Genomic DNA, 18643 nt, shown 5'->3' with positions numbered 1-18643 from the left:
CCGATGGCCCATATTGACGAAAACCCATTGGGCATTGGTCTGCCGCTCGATCCCCTGCCCGGCCACTCCTCTCTTGGGCGACTGGAGCGCGTGCTGCGCCGCGGCGAATTCGCCGTCACCGCCGAACTCAACCCGCCCGACAGCGCCAATCCTGAAGATGTTTACGAGCGCGCTGCAATCTTTTCCGGTTGGGTCGATGGTATCAACGCGGTCGATGCATCCGGCGCGAATTGCCATATGTCTTCCGTGGGCATTTGCGCGCTCCTTACCCGCATGGGCTATGCGCCCATCATGCAGATCTCCTGCCGCGACAGAAACCGGATCGCCATACAGGGCGACGTGCTCGGCGCGGCCGCAATGGGCGTATGCAACGTCCTGTGCCTGACCGGCGATGGTGTGCAGGTGGGTGACCAGCCCGGCGCCAAGCCGGTTTTCGATCTCGACTCCATGTCGCTGCTCGAAACCGTGCGTACGATGCGCGACCATGCGAGATTCCTGTCCGGGCGCAAATTGACGTCGCCGCCGAAAGTCTTTCTCGGCGCGGCGATCAATCCCTTCGCGCCGCCTTACGACTTCCGCCCGCATCGGCTGGCGAAGAAGATCGAGGCCGGCGCCCAATTCGTGCAAAGTCAATATTGCTACGATGTGCCGATGTTCCGAGAGTATATGCAGAGGGTGCGCGACCTCGGCTTGCATGAGAAATGCTTCATTCTGGTGGGCGTCGGTCCGTTGGCTTCGGCCAGGGCCGCCCGCTGGATGCGCTCCAACGTGCCGGGCGTGCATATTCCCGACGCGGTCATCGAACGCATCGAGGGAGCAGCAGATCAGAAGAAGGAAGGCAAGCAACTCTGCATCGATATCATCAACGAGGTGAAGGAGATCGAAGGTATTTCCGGCATCCATGTTATGGCTTACCGCCAGGAAGAATATGTCGCAGAAATAGTGCATGATTCCGGCGTGCTTCGAGGCCGCCAGCCATGGAAGCATGAGGTCGGCCGCAGCGACGCGCTTGTCGTGGAACGGCTCGGCCATATCCGCCAGGGCAAGGAGGAGCACCAGCAGGAAATGGTAGAAGCCGCCGCGCATCTTCCGCAGCCTAAGGCACACTGAAGGCGTACGCTGAATCGGGAAGATCGATCCGCCTTGATACCGCCCCCTTCCGCAACCGCCCCCATCGGGCTGCCTCATAGGACGCGCAGCCCAAATGACAGACGCGAGTACCAATGTAAGCACAACGAGGAAATAACGATGTCAACGAGCCGCCGTCTTTCGAATGACCTCGCCACCCTATGGATCGAGGCGCCCATCGTCATCGCGATGCGGATGCAGCAGATGTGGATGACGGCCATGACGGGCAGCGTCAATTCCACAGAACTCAATCGCATGGTGTCGGAAAAGCTGATGGCTGCCGCTGAAAGCGCCGTCGCCGTCAATATGGCCGTGGCACAGCAAAACATCGCGGCAATGACGGCAATGGCGACAGGCGGCGGATCCTCGTCGCGCCGCGCAGCCGATGCCATCGCCCAGGCAGCGGTCACGCCCTACAGCAAGCGCGTGCGCTCGAACGTGCGGCGCCTCACCAAACATAAGACGTGATCGGCAGATGTGATGCGCCTCGCGACGATCGCCGGATAGCGGCGATCGTCTGCGGCTTCTGGGGCTTACGCCGCCATCCTGCGGCCGATCTCGACGAATGCCTGACGTATGCTGTCGGCTACCGCCTTCATCGGCCCTGTCATCTGTGACGCCGTCAACAGGCGAATGTCGAAGGGGGTCAGTTCCGGCAGCCCCTCGTTCGGCCCGAGAATTTCCATATCCTCGGTGATGTAGGAACGCGGAAACGGCGCGACCGCAAGGTCGGAGACGATCGCAGCGCGCTGCGCCATCGTATGGGCGCTGAGATAGGACACACGATAGGCCCGCTTCTGCCGCTCCAGCTGCGCCATGGCTTCGGATCGCCAGATACAACCTTCTTCCCAGATGGAGATCGGCAATGGATCGCGGCGATAGGCCGTGCCACACTTGGCACCGGCCCAGACGAGACGCTCGGTGTAGATCACTTCGCCTTCCGTCGGAAACGGACGTGTCGCGCAGTTGATCAGCGCCAGATCGAGCCGCTGCTCTTCAATGCGCTTCTTCAGCTGGATGCTCATATCCACGACGACATCGACCATGATGCCAGGATAGCTCTCCGAGAAGTTTTTCAGAATGGTCGGCAGCAGGCGCTCGCCGATATCATCAGGTGCGCCGAGCCGCACCACGCCGCTGAGTTCCGGCATGATGAAGCGCGAAACGGCCTCGTTAGAGAGCGCCAGAATGTTGCGGGCGTAGGAAAGAAGCATCTCTCCGTGTTGGGTGAGGCTCACCGAGCGGGCGTCGCGCAGAAATAGCGTTACACCGAGCTGCTCTTCCAGCTTCTTGATCTGCATCGAAACGGCAGACGGCGTGCGGAAGACCGCATCGGCAGCCGTGGAGAAATTGCCGGTTTCGGCAATGGCCACAAAGGTGCGCAGAACTTCATTGTCGAGCAACGGTATGGGCCGGCGGAACGGTACGGTCATATCGACACCTTCAATTTTTCTGATACTAACCACCATATCATTTCATTTGTCTGAATGTCAATAAATCACCATATTAGACCTAGCGAAATTGATAGAGGCAGCCGCAAGGAGTAAAATCATGGCTGACACGGCATTCAGCGAAACCTCTCGCCTTCTGACACGCTTTCATGTCCGGAAAATCCAGCGGGTGGCGCAGCACACGCTCGACGAGATCGCAGCGCGCTTTCCCTCGCATCTGATCGACGACGTCAATGCGCGCGGCTTGCCGCCGGATCGGACGCTCGCCGCCCTGGACCGAAAGCCCGGCAAGCTAGCCACGTTCAAGAATTCTAATGGCAACTATAAGATCTATTCGTTTGATTGATGAATGGCTCAGGTTCATAGTATCATTCGATGGCAGAGGTCTTTTGTGAGTTTAACGCAGAAAGGAGCTTGAAAATGACGTCCATCACCTACAGACACACTGGAAGGACGCGGGGATTGCCTCCCTCCGGTAGCAGCCACATGCCCCTCTTCTCCCGCGTTGCCCGTCACTGGCAGCAGTGGCGTTCGCTGCGTGAGCTTGAATCCCTGTCCGACGACGTCCGTAAGGATATGGGTTGGCCAGCCGCAGACGAAACCAAGAACCCGAAGGCTACGCGATGATCGTGCGAGCCGGTGAATAGCAAAGGCGGCATTCAACTCCGACGAGTGTCGCCTTTTGAACATCCGCTCACCTCTGCGCGCATTTCGCATTAAACTTGATAATTAATCACATATATATTTGGCCATCCCGACAGTTTGCTTGCCTTCCTCTCACTTCCCCTTTCCAGAGCTACATTTTTCAGAGTAGGCGCAAATATCCCTTTGCGGCCGCGATTATCCATGCCAATGTCGCTAATAGACCATCCAGTCGACTTATTTGACGCAAGGAATACAGTATGGTCCTGGAGGATGGATTTTCACGATATGAGCAAGACTCCGATTAAGACGCGTTCCCTGGTTTTCTTCCTCGTTCCACACTTCACCATGCTGCCGTTTTCCGCCGCGGTAGAGACGTTGCGGATTGCCAATCGCATGCTGGGCTACCCTGCCTATACATGGCGGCTCGCTTCGACCGACGGACAGAAGGTCTATTCTTCCAGCGGCATCGGGCTTGAGGTCAATTCGGCGCTTGCCGACGAGCGCCGTTACCTCGGCGGCGAGAACCGCCCGAACATGGTGCTGGTCTGTTCCGGCATCTATGTCGAGGAGTTCCAGAACAAATCCGTCAATGCCTGGCTGCGCGAGACCTATAATCGCGGCGTCGCCGTTGGCAGCCTCTGTACGGGCGCACATGTGCTTGCACAGGCGGGCCTGCTGAATGGCAAGCGCTGTGCGATCCACTGGGAAAACCTGCCCGGCTTCTCCGAGACCTTTCCGCAGGCGGAAGTCTACGCAGATCTCTATGAGGTCGACAGCAATCTCTATACCTGCGCCGGCGGCACCGCCTCGCTCGACATGATGCTGAACCTGATCGGCCAGGATTTCGGCGAAAACCTCGTCAACCGGGTTTGCGAACAGCAGCTGACCGACCGCGTGCGCAGCCCGCACGATCGCCAGCGCCTGCCGTTGCGTGCACGCCTCGGCGTGCAGAATGCCAAGGTGCTGTCGATCATCGAACTGATGGAAAGCAATCTCGCCGAACCGCTGTCGCTGCTCGAAATCGCCGACGATGCAGGCCTGTCGCGCCGTCAGATCGAGCGGCTCTTCCGCCAGGAAATGGGGCGCTCCCCTGCCCGTTACTATCTCGAAATCCGCCTGGATCGCGCCCGGCATCTCCTGGTGCAGTCTTCCATGCCAGTGGTTGAAGTGGCCGTTGCCTGTGGTTTCGTCTCCGCCTCCCACTTCTCCAAGTGTTATCGCGAACTCTACAACCGCTCGCCGCAGCAGGAGCGCGCCGAGCGTAAGCTGACCATGTCGACCAACCGCACCGGCATCGTCGTCTGAACAGCCTTCAAGCGGAAAGAGCCAGCAACGCAGGCGGCCTACTCTGCCGCCTGTTCCGCCATCTTGTAGTCTGAATAGACCTGATTGCGGCCATTGTGCTTGGCCATATAGAGAAACTGGTCGGCGGCGTTGAGATAATTGTCGAAGGCTTCGTACCCGACAATCTCTGCAACGCCGATGGAGACAGTGACGGACAGCTCCTCGTCGTCAGCATGCACCTTCAGATTTGCCAGGCTGAGGCGGACTTCATCGCACAAAGCCGTTGCCGCACGCGAATTCATTTCCGTGAAGAGAATGGAGAATTCCTCCCCACCAAGGCGAGACAACAGGTTGCCACTTCCCTCGAAGAGAGACTGAAGCCTGCTCGCGACCGCCTTCAGCACCTGGTCTCCGATCTCGTGGCCATAGGTGTCGTTCAAATTCTTGAAATGATCGATGTCGAGGATGGCGACCGAGCTCGGGCGCTGACGGCGCAGGCACTCGTTCACGAGCTTCGGCCCGTGATCATAGAAATAGCGGCGGTTATAGAGGCCTGTCAGATAGTCGCTCGCGGCCGCCGCGCGCAATTGCTTCAGCTGCGTCAGCGTCTCGACGTTCAAGGCGATGCGGCACTGCAATTCTTCCGGAACATAGGGGCGATAGATAAAATCGCTCGCACCGGCTTTCAGGAACGTCGCAGACAAGAGCCGGTCGTTCGAAGAAGAAATGCCGATGATACGCATCCGGTCCGACCCATGGCGATGGCGGATGCGCCGGGTCAATTCGTGTCCGTTCATGTCGGGCATGTTGTAGTCGGTCACCACGACTTCGATGTCATCGAATTGCTCGAGCATCGCCAATGCCTCGACACCTGTGCTTGCTTCCGCGACCTTGAACTGCTGGGCCTGCAGCAGATCCGTCAGCATCTTGCGCGCGGACGGAAGATCATCCACAACCAATACGCGCGTCAAACGATTGGCGATAGCGCGCCGTACGGCTGAAACGAGATTGTCGAGCGCAAACTCGCTGTCTTTCAGCACATAGTCGACGACGCTGCGCTCCATGATGCGATTGCGTGTCGCAATGTCGAACGACGCAGTGAAGACGATGGTCGGAATATTGTGGGCGACGGCGACGTCAAGCGCCTCGCCATGCGCTGCATCCGGCAGGTTGAGGTCGATGACAGCCATCGTGAAGTCGCTTCCCGCCGTCTCCAGCGTCTCGTTGAGCATCTTCAACGAGGGGCAATGGGTGACGGCAAGGCCAAGTTCAGTTTCAAACCGATGCGACAGCACTGCGGAAAACATGCGTGAATCCTCGACCAGAAGTATCTTCTGGCTGCCATTGCGACGGCTTGCGCCATCGCCGAGGGATCCCGCATGCAATACCATTTCCCTTCAATTCCTCCCATGCCATCAGGCACACACGAATATTCAGTCAATCGCAGGTCTGCCAAACCGTCTTCCATATATCCTGAACAGGATTCGTGAAAAAATTGGAACCACTGATTGCAGACTTTCACATAAAAATGAATCTTCCTCACATTTTACAGACATGACGTCTCTTGAATCGCCTTGCGTCAGGCGGATTCCGTCACCTGACGGGCCAAGCGGATCTGCAATAACGTGTCCAGGTTTTGATTCACGCGGCAGTAGAATTCCTCGTCGATGAACGGCCGCAGGATGAAATCATTGCCACCAGCCTTGAGGAAGCGCGCCGAAAGCAGCCGATTGTTGGATGACGAAACGCCGATGATGCGCAGCTCATGCGAACCGGTCGTTGCGCGGATGCGCCGCGTCAGGTCGAAACCATCCATGTCGGGCATGTTATAGTCGGTGACCATCAAGCCGATGTCCGGATTGGCCTTCAGCAGTTCCAGCGCCTTGGCACCGCTTTCCGCGACGCTGACACGGAAATTGTAGCGCTTCAGCCGACTGGAGAGCAACGCACGCGCCGTTGCACTGTCGTCGACAATGAGGACGTGATGGCGATGGTTGGTGAGGAAACGGCAGATCGACTCCGCGAGCATATCCACGGCGAAGACATTGTCTTTGAGGATGTAGTCGACCACATCCTTGGCGATCAGCTCGTCGCGCGTGCCCTCCAGAAAGGTGCCGGTAAATGCGATCGTCGGGATACTGAGATCAAGCAGATATGTCAGAGCTTCGCCCTTTTCGGCGCCGGGCAGGTTCATGTTCGAAATCGCCAGCTTGATCGGTTCCGACGACTTGTCGTAGGCCAGCTGCAATTCCTCGAAATTGCGGCAGCTTTCGACATCGATATCCAGAAGCTCTTTCAGCTTGGCACGGATCATCGAGGTAAAGAGATTTGAATCCTCCACGAGAAGAATACGCGAACCCGCAAGCGACGCACCGGAATATTGCATCCCCGAAACACCCAGAAATGGCATAGTAAAAAACCTGTTTGAAAATTGCCCCTCTATAGTTTTTCTAGAACGAAAGTCTTTGAGTATTTATTAAGTCGTCTCACGTCGCGACAATGAAGGAAACGAGGCATTGCTAGCGCAAGACTCTTCGGGCAAGCGCCGTGTCCAGCCGCCGGCGTTAGCGACCCGACAGTCCCTGCAAAAGGCGGCAACGCAAATCCCGACCCGATCTAAAACAGGTAGGGTCAATTTTCACCCCTGGTTTCGATTATTCCGCCGCTGATTTTCCGCGCCGACGGCCCGTGCTCTTTACGTCGGGCACACGCTCCTCCGCGGATGGGAGAATGTGTTCGGCCGCATCATTCTCGCCTTCCGGACCATCAGCAGAATCCGTCAGCTTCTTGTCCGCGATATCGGTCCGCCGGCCACGTCCGGTGTCGCGAACGATATGCAGCTCCTGATGCGGATAGGGAATTGAGATCCCTTCTTCTCGGAACCGCTTCAGGATCTCGATGCGAAGATTGTTGCGGGTCTCCATGCCGTCGGAAAGGTCCGAGAGATAGAAGCGCATCTCGAAATCGAGCGATGAAGGGCCGAAGCGCAGAAATTCCACATGCGGTTCGGGATTTCTCAGAACTTTCGGAACGCCGCGCACGAGCTCCAGCAGAATCTCCATCACCCTGCGTGGATCGGAATCGAAGCTGACAGAGACCGGAATTTCCGAGCGCGCGAGCCTGTTGCGATGGGTCCAGTTACCAACCGAAGCGTTGATGAGCTCCGAGTTCGGCACGATGATCGATTGTTTGCGGAACGTCTCGATCTCGGTCGCGCGCACAGAGATGCGCTTGACGATCCCCTCCGATGTACCGGACACGATCCAGTCGCCGACCTTGAACGGCCGCTCGACCAGGAGGATCAGGCCGGACACGAAGTTCGACACGATGTTCTGCAAGCCGAAACCGATACCGACCGACAAGGCGCTGGCGACCAGCGCCAGGCTCGACAGGTCGATGCCTGCAGCGGAAATGGAGATGATCGCGGCAACGGCGATGCCGAGATAGCCGATGCCGGTCTTGACCGAGTTGCGGACACCGAGATCCACTTGCCCGCGCGCCATGACATTGCTGTCGAGCCAGCGCTGGAACCAGCGCGTGACCAGATAACCGCCAGCAAAGAGCAGGATGCCCACGCAAATCCCGAGCAGCGAGATCGATATGTTGCCGATCTTTATCTCGGTGAAGAGCCTGTAGGCGAAAAGTTCCAGATCCTGGATATGGAAGCCCCATGACAGCAGGATCAGCGGAATACCCGTCAGCAACGCAACGGCATAGGTCGCGAGCCCAGCCACGAGGCCACCCTGATCAAGCGCCACTTCACCGAGCTTGAGGCGGTTTTCCAGGAACCGGCCGATAATCGTTTCAGCAAAGACGCCCTGCTTGGACACGGCTTTGCCGAGCTGGATGCCGAGATACATGGTGGCGATCACGGCGCTCGTCACGATCATCTGCGTTGCCATGAAACGGGCAAGACCGACATAGCCGATGAAGGAGGTGAAGATCACCAATATGCCGAGACCGCGAAGAATGATGGCCATGCCATGCGGCCACCGGCGGCCCGGCGCATCGGGATCGCCATTCTTCGCCAGCATGGGCGAGCCGAAAGAAGCCGCGATCAGGATCACGCCGATCAGCATGGCTGCAAAGAAGCTCTTCGCCACCGTGACCACGACCGGAGATCCCATCGACTCGCTGATACGGTCGAAGACGTAATCCAGACCGTTCACCACGGCCATGGCCTGGAGGCACCAGGTCAGCGAATACGCGCCCTTGTTCGACAATTTCACCAGGCGCCAATGCGGTCTGAACGGCGCGAAGACGGCGTTACTCAGGCGTCCGACGAAATAGACGAGGCCGATGAAGCCGAAGAGCGCCGCTAGTATCGGCGCTATATCCGGCCGCAGCACATTGAAGTTGGAAAGGAAGAAAAAGGACGTGACGAGAAACGCCGCCAGCGACATGGTGCGGATCAGGGTCGACCAGAAGGCGACGGAGAGCCGGCTGATATAAGGCGGGCTCTCGACGGCCTCATCCTGTACGTAATAGCGGCGAAACAGCCGGTAGCCACCGACCAGGAAGATGAGTGCGGCAACGATCGACAGGAAAACGGCGGCCAGAAGCGAACCGAGCTTGGCCTTCAGCACGAACCCGATCCAGCTGGTAATGGCATCGCGGAAGCTGACACTCTCCTCGACAAGAGCAGACCCAGCATCCTGCAATGTCCCGGCAGAAATCTCCGTTCGTTTCAGCAATGTCTCGGCGAACAGCTTGCGGCGTTTTTCCACCAGCTGCATCGATATCCGATTGGTCTCGGCAGTGAGATTATCGGCATCGAGTATCAGGGCGCTGATCTGCGAACGCTCTGCATTCAGCCGATCCCGCTCCTGAGTAACGATCACAGCCTCCGCCGGCTGGCCTTCCTTCGGCACGGGACCAAGCTGCGTCAAGCGGGCATCGATCTCAGCGGTACGCGGCTTCAGCCGCGCCGAGACGCTCGCAATGGCGCGACCCAACTCGTCCGCACGGCCGGAAAGTGCGACCAGAGCCTCGTCATCGCCGCCCGGCTGCTTTGCGCTGTCATGCAGCGACGCATATTCCTTCCTTGCCTTGTTCAGATCGGCGACGGCGGCGTCGAGCAGTCCGTTGGCGAGCGGCTGGAGTTGCTGATCCGCCGGCTGTTGCTGCGCCGGCTGCGCCTGTGCAGGTGTCTGCACCTGTGCCGGTTGCTGATCCTGCGCGAAGGCATCCGCGCTCCCCAGAGGAACGGCGGCCACAGCGGCGCTCAGTCCCAGCAGCAAGACGGGCAGCAGAAGAAGGCGGAAATTCAACAGGCGCAAGCAAAGCTCCTCGTCGCACGTGACGTCACGGATAATGGATGACCAGAATCGCCACATAGAATGAAGAATCGAGTCGTTTCTATCGTGGTTGCGAATTTCATAGTCTTTGCGCGTACGCCTTGTAAGACAAGAAAGGCGACACAAAGGCATTCCGGCGATTATGAAGCTCAAGCGGCCGCCCAACGCCGCAGTTAATCGGCTCCCCTCGCAAGATCGCCCGCCACGCAGGTCGCCGCCTGGCGGAAATAGGCCAGAGAAGGCGCATGGCAATAGGCAGTCTAGAGCCTATTCCTACCACAGAGCTGGAGTAAAAATCGACGCACACCGTTGCGATGTCAAAAGTCACGATGCGCTTCATCAACGCACCGCGGGTTGACGGTGAAACGAAGCCAAGGAGGTTGCGTCAGACGGTGCGACATACAACGCTGCCTCTATGCTCCATCCGCTTCGGTTGTCGTTGGACATCGCCGATCAGTTCATCCTGACATTCGGGAAGCGGCTACACTGCCTTGCACTGCGGATGAAATCGCGCCGCCATGCTTTCGGCTGCCGCATAGGCCTGCGTGACGATTTCGGGCACGAGGTCTATGTCCGGGAGACTGCCGAGGCCCAAAGGACCGATGGCGAAAAGCGCGCCCGTCGTTTCACCCTCCACCTCCAGCGCTCCCGTGGCCTCAACCGCCAGACCAAGGCCAAGCTCGTCTGGTACAGCCAGCCCGGCATCGATGAGACTGCGCAGTAAAGGCGCATTGAGATTGGGCGCCTGGCAACGACAGTCGATCACATCATCCGCATAGAGCTGCTCTGTGTCCTGTCTTCCCGCTGGCCTCAGCACCAATCCGGTCGGCGTCCGCCGGATCAGGTGGCCGCGCCGCAGCAGGGTATTGCCCTCCGCCAGCTCCTGCATCAGGCGGACATGCAACGCCTCCGGCAATCGATTGCGATGACTGTCATACAGCGCCCGCAGATGGCGATTGAACTGCTGCTTCTGACCGGCGGGCAGAGAGCGCCACAGGGAGCGGGCATGCTTGCGGAAGCCGTTCATGATCGATTGCCAATTCTGCCCGTCCGCCTCGGCAGCTTCGCAGGCCCGGCGAATGAAACGGACGATTCCGCTGAGCTGGTTGGGCATCTCGTCGACGGGAAAGACGGGATCGGCATTGCTGCGTGTATGACTTTGCGGAAGGAAACCGCGTCTCGAGACGATGGTGATTTGGCCCGTATAGCCATTGTCGCGCATCTGTAACAGCCGATCGACCACGCGCAGGCCACTGCCCAGCAGGATCGTGTGCGGACGCGAAACCAGGCGGCGAGCGCGCACCGTCGTCGGAATGCTGGTCAGATCATCATCTTGCGCTTCCTGATCGGTCGTGCCGTAGCCGGTTGCAAGCACCACCATGTCGAACGGCGCATTCACCGCACCATCGCTCTCAACAACGAAGCGTTCGCCTCGGATACGGCGCAGCCCGAAAACCATTTCGCTACTGACCTGAACGGTCACATCGCGCCGGGAGGAAAATGCCTCGGAAAAGCGCTGATAAACATAATCGCTGAAAATGCTCTTCGGGACGAAGATCTGGAGAAAGCCCGGTATCGCGGCTGGGACGGCGCTGCGAAAAGGTGCGTTGCCGCAAAGCCATTGATTGAAATCATCAGGATCGCCGGCAGAAACGGAAAGATCGCGAACACGGCTGTTCAGGATTTCGCTGCTGTGGCCGGATGCCAGCGCCTGACCGCCGCTGACGCTGGAGTTCGGATCGAAAAGCTGCAGATGAAACGGAAAGCGAACCGTCTTCATCAGCGCGATCGCCATCATCATGCCGGAAAAGCCGCGGCCGATTACGGCGATACGGGGCATCGCGTAAGCCCGGCTCGCCGCATTCGCCTTGGCGGAAAGAAATCCCTGAACCGTCATATCAACTCCTGTAGCAAGAGGTGGTCGATCACGCTTTCCTGGGTTTACTCAAGTTTGGCGACCCGTTGCCGTCAGCGAGACATGAAACCCCGTAGCCTGTGGCTCGCCAACCGACTCGCTGCAGCCCGAAAAACGCACGAGCGTCGCATCGGTTCTCAATATTCGACGCATCCGCCGCAAGAGAGATGCGCTACGCGGGTCCAACTCTGATCTCGAACCAGATGCCCGCAATCGGCTGCATGCTTGACGACCGACAAAAGGGTCAGGAGCAGCAGCACTGTTGCAATTGTCTACTTATTTAGTCGTATATGAAAGCGCGAAAAGGCGTCGCAAGCAAGTGCTTTCTTGTCGGCGCGGCAATCTCAGCCGATCAAACGGACACCGTCACTACACGCGAGACGCCTTGCGGCTGGATGTCTTTTGGCGCTCCGCGATCGGTCTTTTGGGCGAAAGACGAGAATAGCCGATAGCCTTCGCGCCACCGTCCAAAACCGCTTTCGATATTGATATGCCCTGCCTGTCCGAGATCGTACAGCTCCGCACCCCAACGCGCCGCGTACCGACGAAGCCTGGCGAAATCCATGTAGCGGTCGTCACGGCTGCCGATCACCAAGGTTCTGAAAGGCAGGGGATCTGTCGGCATCGCAACGAAATCGATGACGCCGGGATGCAATCGCTCGGTCTGTTCCAGGTCGCAAGGCGCAACAAGGAAGGCGCCCTTCACGTGTCGCGCAGCCGGACGGCTGGCGAGATGAGCCGCCAGCAGGCACCCGAGGCTATGCGCAACCAGCCAGGCGTCTCCCACTCGTTCGAGCTCACCTTCAAGCGCCTGCAGCCATTCATCCAGCACCGGCTTCGACCAGGAGGCCTGCCGCACGATAGCTGCAGCAGCATCATCGCGCGCCCAGTGGCGCTGCCAATGGCCCTCTGCGGAACCGTTTAAACCGGGAAGGATCAACGTCGCGGCCATAGCAATCTCCTGCATGCAAGTGCCCGCCTGAGCCAACGGCGCGCTTACAATTTTTCCATTTGCTCCCTATTATGCCGAAAGGCACGGCGCGAATAAGCAAAGAAAATCCATTGTATACGACGTCTATAGAAATTAAGATCTTACTGATTTACCCTGCCTGAAACACCGACCTGGCATCGGCCGATGGAGTGATGAATGGGGACTGTTTCGCAGTTACACGAACGCGTCAGGCAGCCCGCGCATCGCATTCAAAGCGAAGAGGAAGCGCTCGATATCGCGCGGTCTCTAGCCGCCGCTTTCGCACAACAGGCCAGCGATCGCGACATCAACCGCGTCCTGCCCTACGACGAAATCGAAATGCTCTCCCAATCCGGCCTGCTTGGCATTTCCGTGCCTTCGGAACATGGGGGCATCGATATTTCCAATTCCGTGCTGACGGAGGTCGTCGCGGTTCTGGCCGAGGCCGACCCCTCCATCGCGCAGATCCCGCAGGCGCATTTTCATGTGCTGGAGGCCGTGCGGATCGGTGGCAGCGAGGAACAGAAAGCATCCCATTTCGAAAGGGCCATCATCGGCGACCGATTCAGCGGCATGTTTTCGCAGACTGGCGCCAATGGAGCCGATCAAGACGATCTCCGGCTGACCCAGGAAGGGCTCGGCTACCGCGCCAATGGCCGTAGCCTTCATTCTGCGAGTATCCTGTTTTCCGATTGGATCGCCGTATTCGTCCGCGACGAGCGCGACGATGTCGCCGTGTCCGTCATTTCGAGAAACACGGACGGCATCCAGATCATCGACGACTGGGACGGCTTCGGTCAGCGCACCTCCGGAAACGGTACCGCTATCCTGCATAACGTCTATTTCAATGCCGATGCCCTGCTCGTCCATAGCGACAGATTCAAGCAGCGCACCGTCATCGACTCCGTGGATCGGCTAACCCACGCCGGCATCAATCTTGGCATTGCCCGATCCGCTCTGGCAGCCACGATCGACTTTATCCGCTCGCATAACAATCCATGGGCAGAGAATGGCGCCAAATCGGCGGTCAGCGACCCGGTGATCGTTGCCAGGATAGGCGAAGTCGCCGTTCGCATCGAAGCCGCCACCGCAATGGTGGAGCGCGCCGGCGGCAAGATCGATGCCGCCCAGATCAATCTTACCGAAGATCATGTGATAGACGCCGCACTCTCTGTTGCAGCGGCACAAACCACGACGGCCGAAATTGCAATGGAAACGGCAAATACGCTGTTCGACCTTGCCGGCGCCTCGGCTGCCCGTATCGGCCTCAATCTCGACCGTCACTGGCGCAATGCCCGGATTCATACGCTGCACGACCCAGCGCGACGGAAATACGCGATCGTCGGCAACTATCATCTAAACGGCATCAAGCCGACGAGGGAGTGATCGCTGCCGTCTTCGCCGGTCCGCCGAAACACTCAGCCGATATGCGAAGCGCGGAGGTCTTCCTGCTCCTGGATCTCGATCCCTTGGCCGCCGCCGGCAACGAACTGCTCCAGGGTCATGTTGTCGAGAATCTCGGCAATGGCGTCGCGGACCTCCGTCATGGAGCGCCGCACCTGACAGCGCTCTGGATCGGAACAGTCATCACAGGCTTCGTAGGCCGTACGGCTGGCGCAGCGGATCGGCGCAAGCGGGCCGTCCAGCGTGCGAATGACGTGGCCGATGCGGATATCTGCGGCTGGACGTGAGAGGGAATAGCCGCCGCCCGGGCCCTTTTTCGAACGCAGCACGCCGGCATTGCGCAATTCGAGCAGGATGGTATCAAGGAACTTCTTCGGAATGTTGTTGCGCTGCGCGATATCGTTGATGAACGCGGTTTCGCCGGGCGCCAGGCGCGCCAGATCCACCAGCGCCTTCAATCCGTATTTTCCTTTTTTCGTAAGCATCGCTATCCGCTCTACTGCAAAGTCGATTGTTGGAAACCCGGCTTGGATCAAGAGAGACTCAACCGGCCGATCTTGTCATCATGGATTGCGGAAGTAACCCTGCCACCCCGGACGAACAAGACAGTAACTCACAAATTGTATAGTTTATATGAGTAAATTTAGGCAGATGTATCGCCCAAGCAACGATTTTGCGGCTTTTCTTGGATTCGAAGCATGTTTCGCCAAAATGTTCGGCGGTTTTGCGATAACGCCATGCGAGACATCCCAAACTCGACATACGTTCAGCCAACGGGCTCAGGAATAGCCATGCGCCTCAAGCCGCGCTACTGGCAGGATATGCCCCGCGACGCTCCTTTTCACGCTCGGCAATTGCCGCCGCCACCTGACCGGCAACGAAAACCGCATGTTCGACGACTTCGGGCAATCCCATGAGCTCGCCAAAGGTTCCGCGGGCCAGCGGGCCAGAGATGAACAGGGAGGGCACGATCGCGCCAGCCGCATCCAGCGCTCGCGATTGGGTGTCGCATGCAAGTCCCAGCCCGGTGGGATCCATCGCAAGACAGCCGGCCCCCGCCAATGCCTCGATCCAGTCCTGCGATTGCAGAATTCCGCGATGGCCCGGACCGGTCGTGACGACGACAGCATCATATTGCCGTTCGATGCTTCGCTCCGATCGACTGAGGCGGAGTCTGCAATTGACCACACCATCCGTCACCGCAAGGGCGGCAACCGAGGCGGCAAGCACTTCGAGCCGGCCGGTTTCGATCGCCTCTTCGCTGACAGCCTCCACCTGCGGCGCAACGCGGAACCGGTGAACATCCCAGAAGGGCCTTAAATGCCGGACGACACGGCGGCGCTCCTCGAGCGGCAGTGCCTGCCACAAGTCCCGTCCTTGCGCCCTTACCTGATCGATGACGCCTTGCCAGCTGCGCCCCTCGCCTTCCGCCTCCCGTATGGCGGCGCGAACACGCCGCAACAAGGAGACTGCCGTTCTCGACGGATGATCGGCGAAGTCGCCGAACAGCTCCTGCTTCACACGGGCGTGACCGCGCGAACGCAGGCCGCGACGGGATATTGCGGTGATTGGCCCCCTATGCCCCCGCAATTCAAGCGAGGCGATGACATCGGCCGACGTCAGGCCATTGCCGACCACCAGCACGCGATCATCAGCGCCGATGGCCACAAGCGCCTCCGGCGTGGTCGGATCCGGGACGAAGCGCGGATGGCCGGCGAGCACTTCCCCTAATAAATGTGGCGGCAGCGGCGACGGGTGGCTCGTTGCTATGATGAGAATATCGGCATCCACACGCTGGCCGTCTTCACCGGTAATCGTCCACGAGCGTCCGGAGCGCGCGATGCGCTCGACGCCCTGCCTGATGTGGGTAAGGCGCCCATCCTCGACGAAGGGATGTATCATACTGTTGATATAATTCCCGAAAACGGCGCGGCGCGGAAACAGGCTGCCATTGGCCGCAAGCGCGTCATCATCGTCGGCGACCGCATCGTTCTCCTGGATCCATCGTTGAAAATGCTCGATGTCATCGGTGAGCAGGCTCATCCTGGCGGCCGGCACATTGATGCGATGGGCGGGATCGCGCGTGTCATAGGCAAGTCCCGCTCCAAGACGTTCGCGCGGCTCGAATATGAAAAGCTGACCGGGGCGCAATGACCGCCGTTGCAGCAGATGAAATGCAACTGCCGTTCCGGATACCCCGCCGCCGACGATGGCGATAACGGGCAGATCATGCGTCTGATGGTCAGAGCCAATGGTCAATGGCCAACTCCTTCCGGATTGATCGGCACCAAGCCACCCGGCTCGCCGAACAATCGCAATTGCCGTTCGCAATAAGGATATACTCTATAAATTTTATTGACAACACGATCCGCAGGCGAGCGCACATGCGCCCTGCAACCGAGCCTGAGAAGCGAGGCCAATAAAGCTTTGCAAACAAGTATTTAATTGTGCCCCGCACAACATTGTTTTTGCACCGCAGGATGTAAAAAACTTGGCATACAACGAATAAAAGAACATACTAATGATTGTTCTGATCCGTTTTCTCTTCGGGAGGAGAAACATCATGGAACTGTTTCGTCTACTCACCGCTTTCGACTACACGTTGATACTGCTTCTGGCAGTCATCTTTGTGTTTAGCGTCATGGAGGGCGGCCATAAAAAGCATTAGGCCCGGGCCTGAAGGTCATGGGATTTACTGCCGGGGGTCAAACGCCTCGAAGATACGTGCGCCTGATATCGTGAGCGCGCATGAGCAGGGTTGATTGAGCTGGCGGCTTGAAAGGTCGGCACGCCTCTATTCGGGCATTAATAGTGCCCATGTCTCATGACGAAGGTAAGCTGCGGCTTGCAGCGTTTCCTCTGGGCAATCCGCCCAATCATCCCTTATCTTCCCCAGATAGGCATCGCGCGCGCGTAGAAGCACTTTCGCGACATGTTCTGGCGAGCGCTCAATAGCCCAGTCGGCAGCAGCGCCTTTCGAAACGAACTCTCTCGTCACCGTCGTTCGCCACATGCGAGCAAGCGTGAGCAGCACGTTTCGCTCGTCTCCATGCAAACTCTCCAAAAGCACCGGCAATCCCTCGCGCATCGCGCGACGAATTTGGTCATCCGGGATTTCGGAAAGGATGGTATCGAGATCAGGCCCAAATAGCGGTTGCGCCTCCTGTCGTGCCTGAGCAAGCACGAGAGTGATTTCCGGATCGACGGCAGCCGCAGGAATTCCGCCAGCCTCAAAATCCTCGCGCAACCATTCGCCATAGACGAATTCGCTACGAGCAGGAAAAGCCGGCTCGGAAAGATCGGCCTTGAGAAACACCATGAGTTCGATGCAACGCGGACCGCCGGGGCTGACAGGATGCCGGCCGGAAATCCTCATCAAGGACGAAACCAGTTTCTCGCGAATCGCATCAGTCATCGGCTGATCGATGACGGCAAGCAGATCCACATCGCTCTGTGGCTTCAACCCATCCCTGACTGCCGAACCGTGCAGGTACATCGCAAGAAGATGATCGGCAAAGATCTCTCGGGCGACCGACATTGCCGCTTTTGCCTCGAGCGGAAGCGTTATGTTAGCGTTCCCCATCATCCCTCCGCACTATTTTGACGCGTTATAGCCAAGGGAGATCGCCAGCAAAATATTCGATCGCACAATGTCCCCTATTCTCCCGAATATCACGAGGATCCCGGCGAAATAGGCGCCATGGTTTCGAATAGAAGATCCGCGGTCACGTCCATGTATGATTGCACAAAACCATGTTTTTCCCCTCACATCTCCATGTATTTCCATCACAAGCTTCGCGCAAATGATGCTTGAGACAATATCTCCTACAGACATGATTCCACACATGAGGAAATATAGGCATGAGATATGATTGGGACGGCAGCAGGACACGGCGAATACAGAAGCTGAAATATGGGCTCTCTCTATTCCTCTTCACTATATTCCTGGCAGCACCGACGATCTTCTTGCTTCACCTTCGCTGACGCCAGTCCTTCATGTCGACAAGCCATCTGAGCTGGGGCCGAGATGCGGAACAGAGCCGCGTGCAATGCGCATAACCGGCTGGAGAGACGGATCGCACGACAGGCATGGGGCTGAAGCGGGCAGTCAGCGACCCAAACCATGGGCAGCGGTGAGCCGCCTAAAGCATGTCGCGCAAAAGTGTGCAGCGGTTTTTGCGGCTACGACATGCGGGAAATCAAAGAGCTAAAGCGCATGAAGCGAATCTGAAAGATCGCGACGCGCTTTGGAAATCGCTTGGCGGCGGCGGTTGAAGAAAACCAGCGCACAAAATGCGCGCAGCCGAAAACCCTTGAGATTTTTGTTATTATTCAACAATTTCAAGAGGTTTTTGGTGGGTGATGTAGGGCTCGAACCTACGACCCGCTGATTAAGAGTCAGCTGCTCTACCAACTGAGCTAATCACCCGTACCGCTTGCTGGCGGCGTGACCGGGCATATAAATAGGATCGGTTTGATTGTCCAGCGGCCAGACGAATTTTCTTTGATTATTTCTCAAAAAAATTTCGACGGCCGCCGAAAACCCTTT

The 18643-nt window shown here is 58.1% G+C and carries 15 protein-coding genes and 1 tRNA gene; 6 read left to right on the top strand and 10 right to left on the bottom strand.

Annotated features, from left to right (window positions below; translation table 11 throughout):
- Window positions 1–3 precede the first annotated feature (3 nt).
- Window positions 4–1110, top strand: coding sequence for a methylenetetrahydrofolate reductase (locus ACIQJ2_RS12315; protein WP_400668935.1), 1107 nt, complete (start codon window positions 4–6; stop codon window positions 1108–1110).
- A gap of 138 nt (window positions 1111–1248) precedes the next feature.
- Window positions 1249–1596, top strand: coding sequence for a hypothetical protein (locus ACIQJ2_RS12310; protein ID WP_400668932.1), 348 nt, complete (start codon window positions 1249–1251; stop codon window positions 1594–1596).
- Between the two features lie 65 nt (window positions 1597–1661).
- On the opposite strand, the gene ACIQJ2_RS12305 is transcribed toward ACIQJ2_RS12310, so the two are convergent.
- Window positions 1662–2561 (bottom strand): LysR family transcriptional regulator, encoded by a 900-nt coding sequence (locus ACIQJ2_RS12305; protein WP_199148428.1) that lies wholly within the window; start codon window positions 2559–2561, stop codon window positions 1662–1664.
- A gap of 118 nt (window positions 2562–2679) precedes the next feature.
- Here ACIQJ2_RS12305 and ACIQJ2_RS12300 point away from each other — a divergent pair, with 118 nt between their 5' ends.
- The 3 genes from ACIQJ2_RS12300 to ACIQJ2_RS12290 all read left to right on the top strand — a co-directional run bounded on the left by ACIQJ2_RS12300 (window position 2680) and on the right by ACIQJ2_RS12290 (window position 4529).
- Entirely contained in the window at window positions 2680–2925 is a 246-nt protein-coding gene (locus ACIQJ2_RS12300; protein WP_400668928.1) for a hypothetical protein, read from the top strand.
- A gap of 74 nt (window positions 2926–2999) precedes the next feature.
- Window positions 3000–3206: a DUF1127 domain-containing protein gene (locus tag ACIQJ2_RS12295; RefSeq protein WP_199148430.1), complete on the top strand. Its 207-nt coding sequence runs from the start codon at window positions 3000–3002 to the stop codon at window positions 3204–3206.
- A gap of 303 nt (window positions 3207–3509) precedes the next feature.
- Window positions 3510–4529, top strand: a complete 1020-nt coding sequence (locus tag ACIQJ2_RS12290) for a GlxA family transcriptional regulator (protein WP_400668924.1) — start codon at window positions 3510–3512, stop codon at window positions 4527–4529.
- A 38-nt stretch (window positions 4530–4567) separates the two neighbouring features.
- Here ACIQJ2_RS12290 and ACIQJ2_RS12285 read toward each other — a convergent pair whose 3' ends face one another.
- The 5 genes from ACIQJ2_RS12285 to ACIQJ2_RS12265 all read right to left on the bottom strand — a co-directional run bounded on the left by ACIQJ2_RS12285 (window position 4568) and on the right by ACIQJ2_RS12265 (window position 12672).
- A complete protein-coding gene (locus ACIQJ2_RS12285; protein ID WP_400668921.1) occupies window positions 4568–5899 on the bottom strand; it encodes a diguanylate cyclase in 1332 nt (443 codons plus the stop codon).
- A 188-nt stretch (window positions 5900–6087) separates the two neighbouring features.
- Window positions 6088–6918, bottom strand: coding sequence for a response regulator (locus tag ACIQJ2_RS12280; RefSeq protein ID WP_199148433.1), 831 nt, complete (start codon window positions 6916–6918; stop codon window positions 6088–6090).
- A 244-nt stretch (window positions 6919–7162) separates the two neighbouring features.
- Entirely contained in the window at window positions 7163–9778 is a 2616-nt protein-coding gene (locus ACIQJ2_RS12275) for a mechanosensitive ion channel family protein (protein ID WP_400669595.1), read from the bottom strand.
- A 508-nt stretch (window positions 9779–10286) separates the two neighbouring features.
- Window positions 10287–11702, bottom strand: a complete 1416-nt coding sequence (locus tag ACIQJ2_RS12270; RefSeq protein ID WP_400668918.1) for an FAD/NAD(P)-binding protein — start codon at window positions 11700–11702, stop codon at window positions 10287–10289.
- 370 nt (window positions 11703–12072) lie between these two features.
- Entirely contained in the window at window positions 12073–12672 is a 600-nt protein-coding gene (locus ACIQJ2_RS12265) for an RBBP9/YdeN family alpha/beta hydrolase (RefSeq protein ID WP_400668915.1), read from the bottom strand.
- A 195-nt stretch (window positions 12673–12867) separates the two neighbouring features.
- Here ACIQJ2_RS12265 and ACIQJ2_RS12260 point away from each other — a divergent pair, with 195 nt between their 5' ends.
- Window positions 12868–14076 carry an SfnB family sulfur acquisition oxidoreductase gene (locus tag ACIQJ2_RS12260; protein ID WP_199148436.1) on the top strand — a complete coding sequence of 403 codons (1209 nt, stop codon included), beginning with the start codon at window positions 12868–12870 and terminating at the stop codon, window positions 14074–14076.
- A gap of 32 nt (window positions 14077–14108) precedes the next feature.
- Here the strand turns inward: ACIQJ2_RS12260 and ACIQJ2_RS12255 are convergent, their stop codons facing one another.
- The 4 genes from ACIQJ2_RS12255 to ACIQJ2_RS12240 all read right to left on the bottom strand — a co-directional run bounded on the left by ACIQJ2_RS12255 (window position 14109) and on the right by ACIQJ2_RS12240 (window position 18523).
- Window positions 14109–14579: an Rrf2 family transcriptional regulator gene (locus tag ACIQJ2_RS12255; protein WP_199148437.1), complete on the bottom strand. Its 471-nt coding sequence runs from the start codon at window positions 14577–14579 to the stop codon at window positions 14109–14111.
- A gap of 313 nt (window positions 14580–14892) precedes the next feature.
- The gene (locus ACIQJ2_RS12250) at window positions 14893–16353 is read right to left on the bottom strand and encodes an FAD/NAD(P)-binding protein (RefSeq protein ID WP_400668910.1); all 1461 of its coding nucleotides are present in this window, start codon (window positions 16351–16353) and stop codon (window positions 14893–14895) included.
- Between the two features lie 535 nt (window positions 16354–16888).
- Window positions 16889–17677, bottom strand: a complete 789-nt coding sequence (locus ACIQJ2_RS12245; protein WP_400746529.1) for an aminoglycoside adenylyltransferase family protein — start codon at window positions 17675–17677, stop codon at window positions 16889–16891.
- A 770-nt stretch (window positions 17678–18447) separates the two neighbouring features.
- A tRNA-Lys gene (locus ACIQJ2_RS12240) sits at window positions 18448–18523 on the bottom strand.
- Window positions 18524–18643 lie beyond the last annotated feature (120 nt).

The sequence above is a fragment of the Rhizobium sp. NPDC092011 genome (assembly GCF_044756305.1).
GTDB lineage: Bacteria > Pseudomonadota > Alphaproteobacteria > Rhizobiales > Rhizobiaceae > Rhizobium.
The sequence above is the reverse complement of the archived record's forward strand: the minus strand, read 5'-3'. Positions and strand labels throughout refer to the sequence as shown.

Coding starts and splice junctions, on each gene's coding strand:
- ACIQJ2_RS12310 (WP_400668932.1), top strand. CDS start 1,249: ATGTCAACGAGCCGCCGTCTTTCGAATGACCTCGCCACCCTATGGATC.
- ACIQJ2_RS12315 (WP_400668935.1), top strand. CDS start 4: ATGGCCCATATTGACGAAAACCCATTGGGCATTGGTCTGCCGCTCGAT.
- ACIQJ2_RS12290 (WP_400668924.1), top strand. CDS start 3,510: ATGAGCAAGACTCCGATTAAGACGCGTTCCCTGGTTTTCTTCCTCGTT.
- ACIQJ2_RS12245 (WP_400746529.1), bottom strand. CDS start 17,677: ATGGGGAACGCTAACATAACGCTTCCGCTCGAGGCAAAAGCGGCAATG.
- ACIQJ2_RS12270 (WP_400668918.1), bottom strand. CDS start 11,702: ATGACGGTTCAGGGATTTCTTTCCGCCAAGGCGAATGCGGCGAGCCGG.
- ACIQJ2_RS12260 (WP_199148436.1), top strand. CDS start 12,868: ATGGGGACTGTTTCGCAGTTACACGAACGCGTCAGGCAGCCCGCGCAT.
- ACIQJ2_RS12265 (WP_400668915.1), bottom strand. CDS start 12,672: ATGGCCGCGACGTTGATCCTTCCCGGTTTAAACGGTTCCGCAGAGGGC.
- ACIQJ2_RS12255 (WP_199148437.1), bottom strand. CDS start 14,579: ATGCTTACGAAAAAAGGAAAATACGGATTGAAGGCGCTGGTGGATCTG.
- ACIQJ2_RS12305 (WP_199148428.1), bottom strand. CDS start 2,561: ATGACCGTACCGTTCCGCCGGCCCATACCGTTGCTCGACAATGAAGTT.
- ACIQJ2_RS12300 (WP_400668928.1), top strand. CDS start 2,680: ATGGCTGACACGGCATTCAGCGAAACCTCTCGCCTTCTGACACGCTTT.
- ACIQJ2_RS12285 (WP_400668921.1), bottom strand. CDS start 5,899: ATGGTATTGCATGCGGGATCCCTCGGCGATGGCGCAAGCCGTCGCAAT.
- ACIQJ2_RS12280 (WP_199148433.1), bottom strand. CDS start 6,918: ATGCCATTTCTGGGTGTTTCGGGGATGCAATATTCCGGTGCGTCGCTT.
- ACIQJ2_RS12295 (WP_199148430.1), top strand. CDS start 3,000: ATGACGTCCATCACCTACAGACACACTGGAAGGACGCGGGGATTGCCT.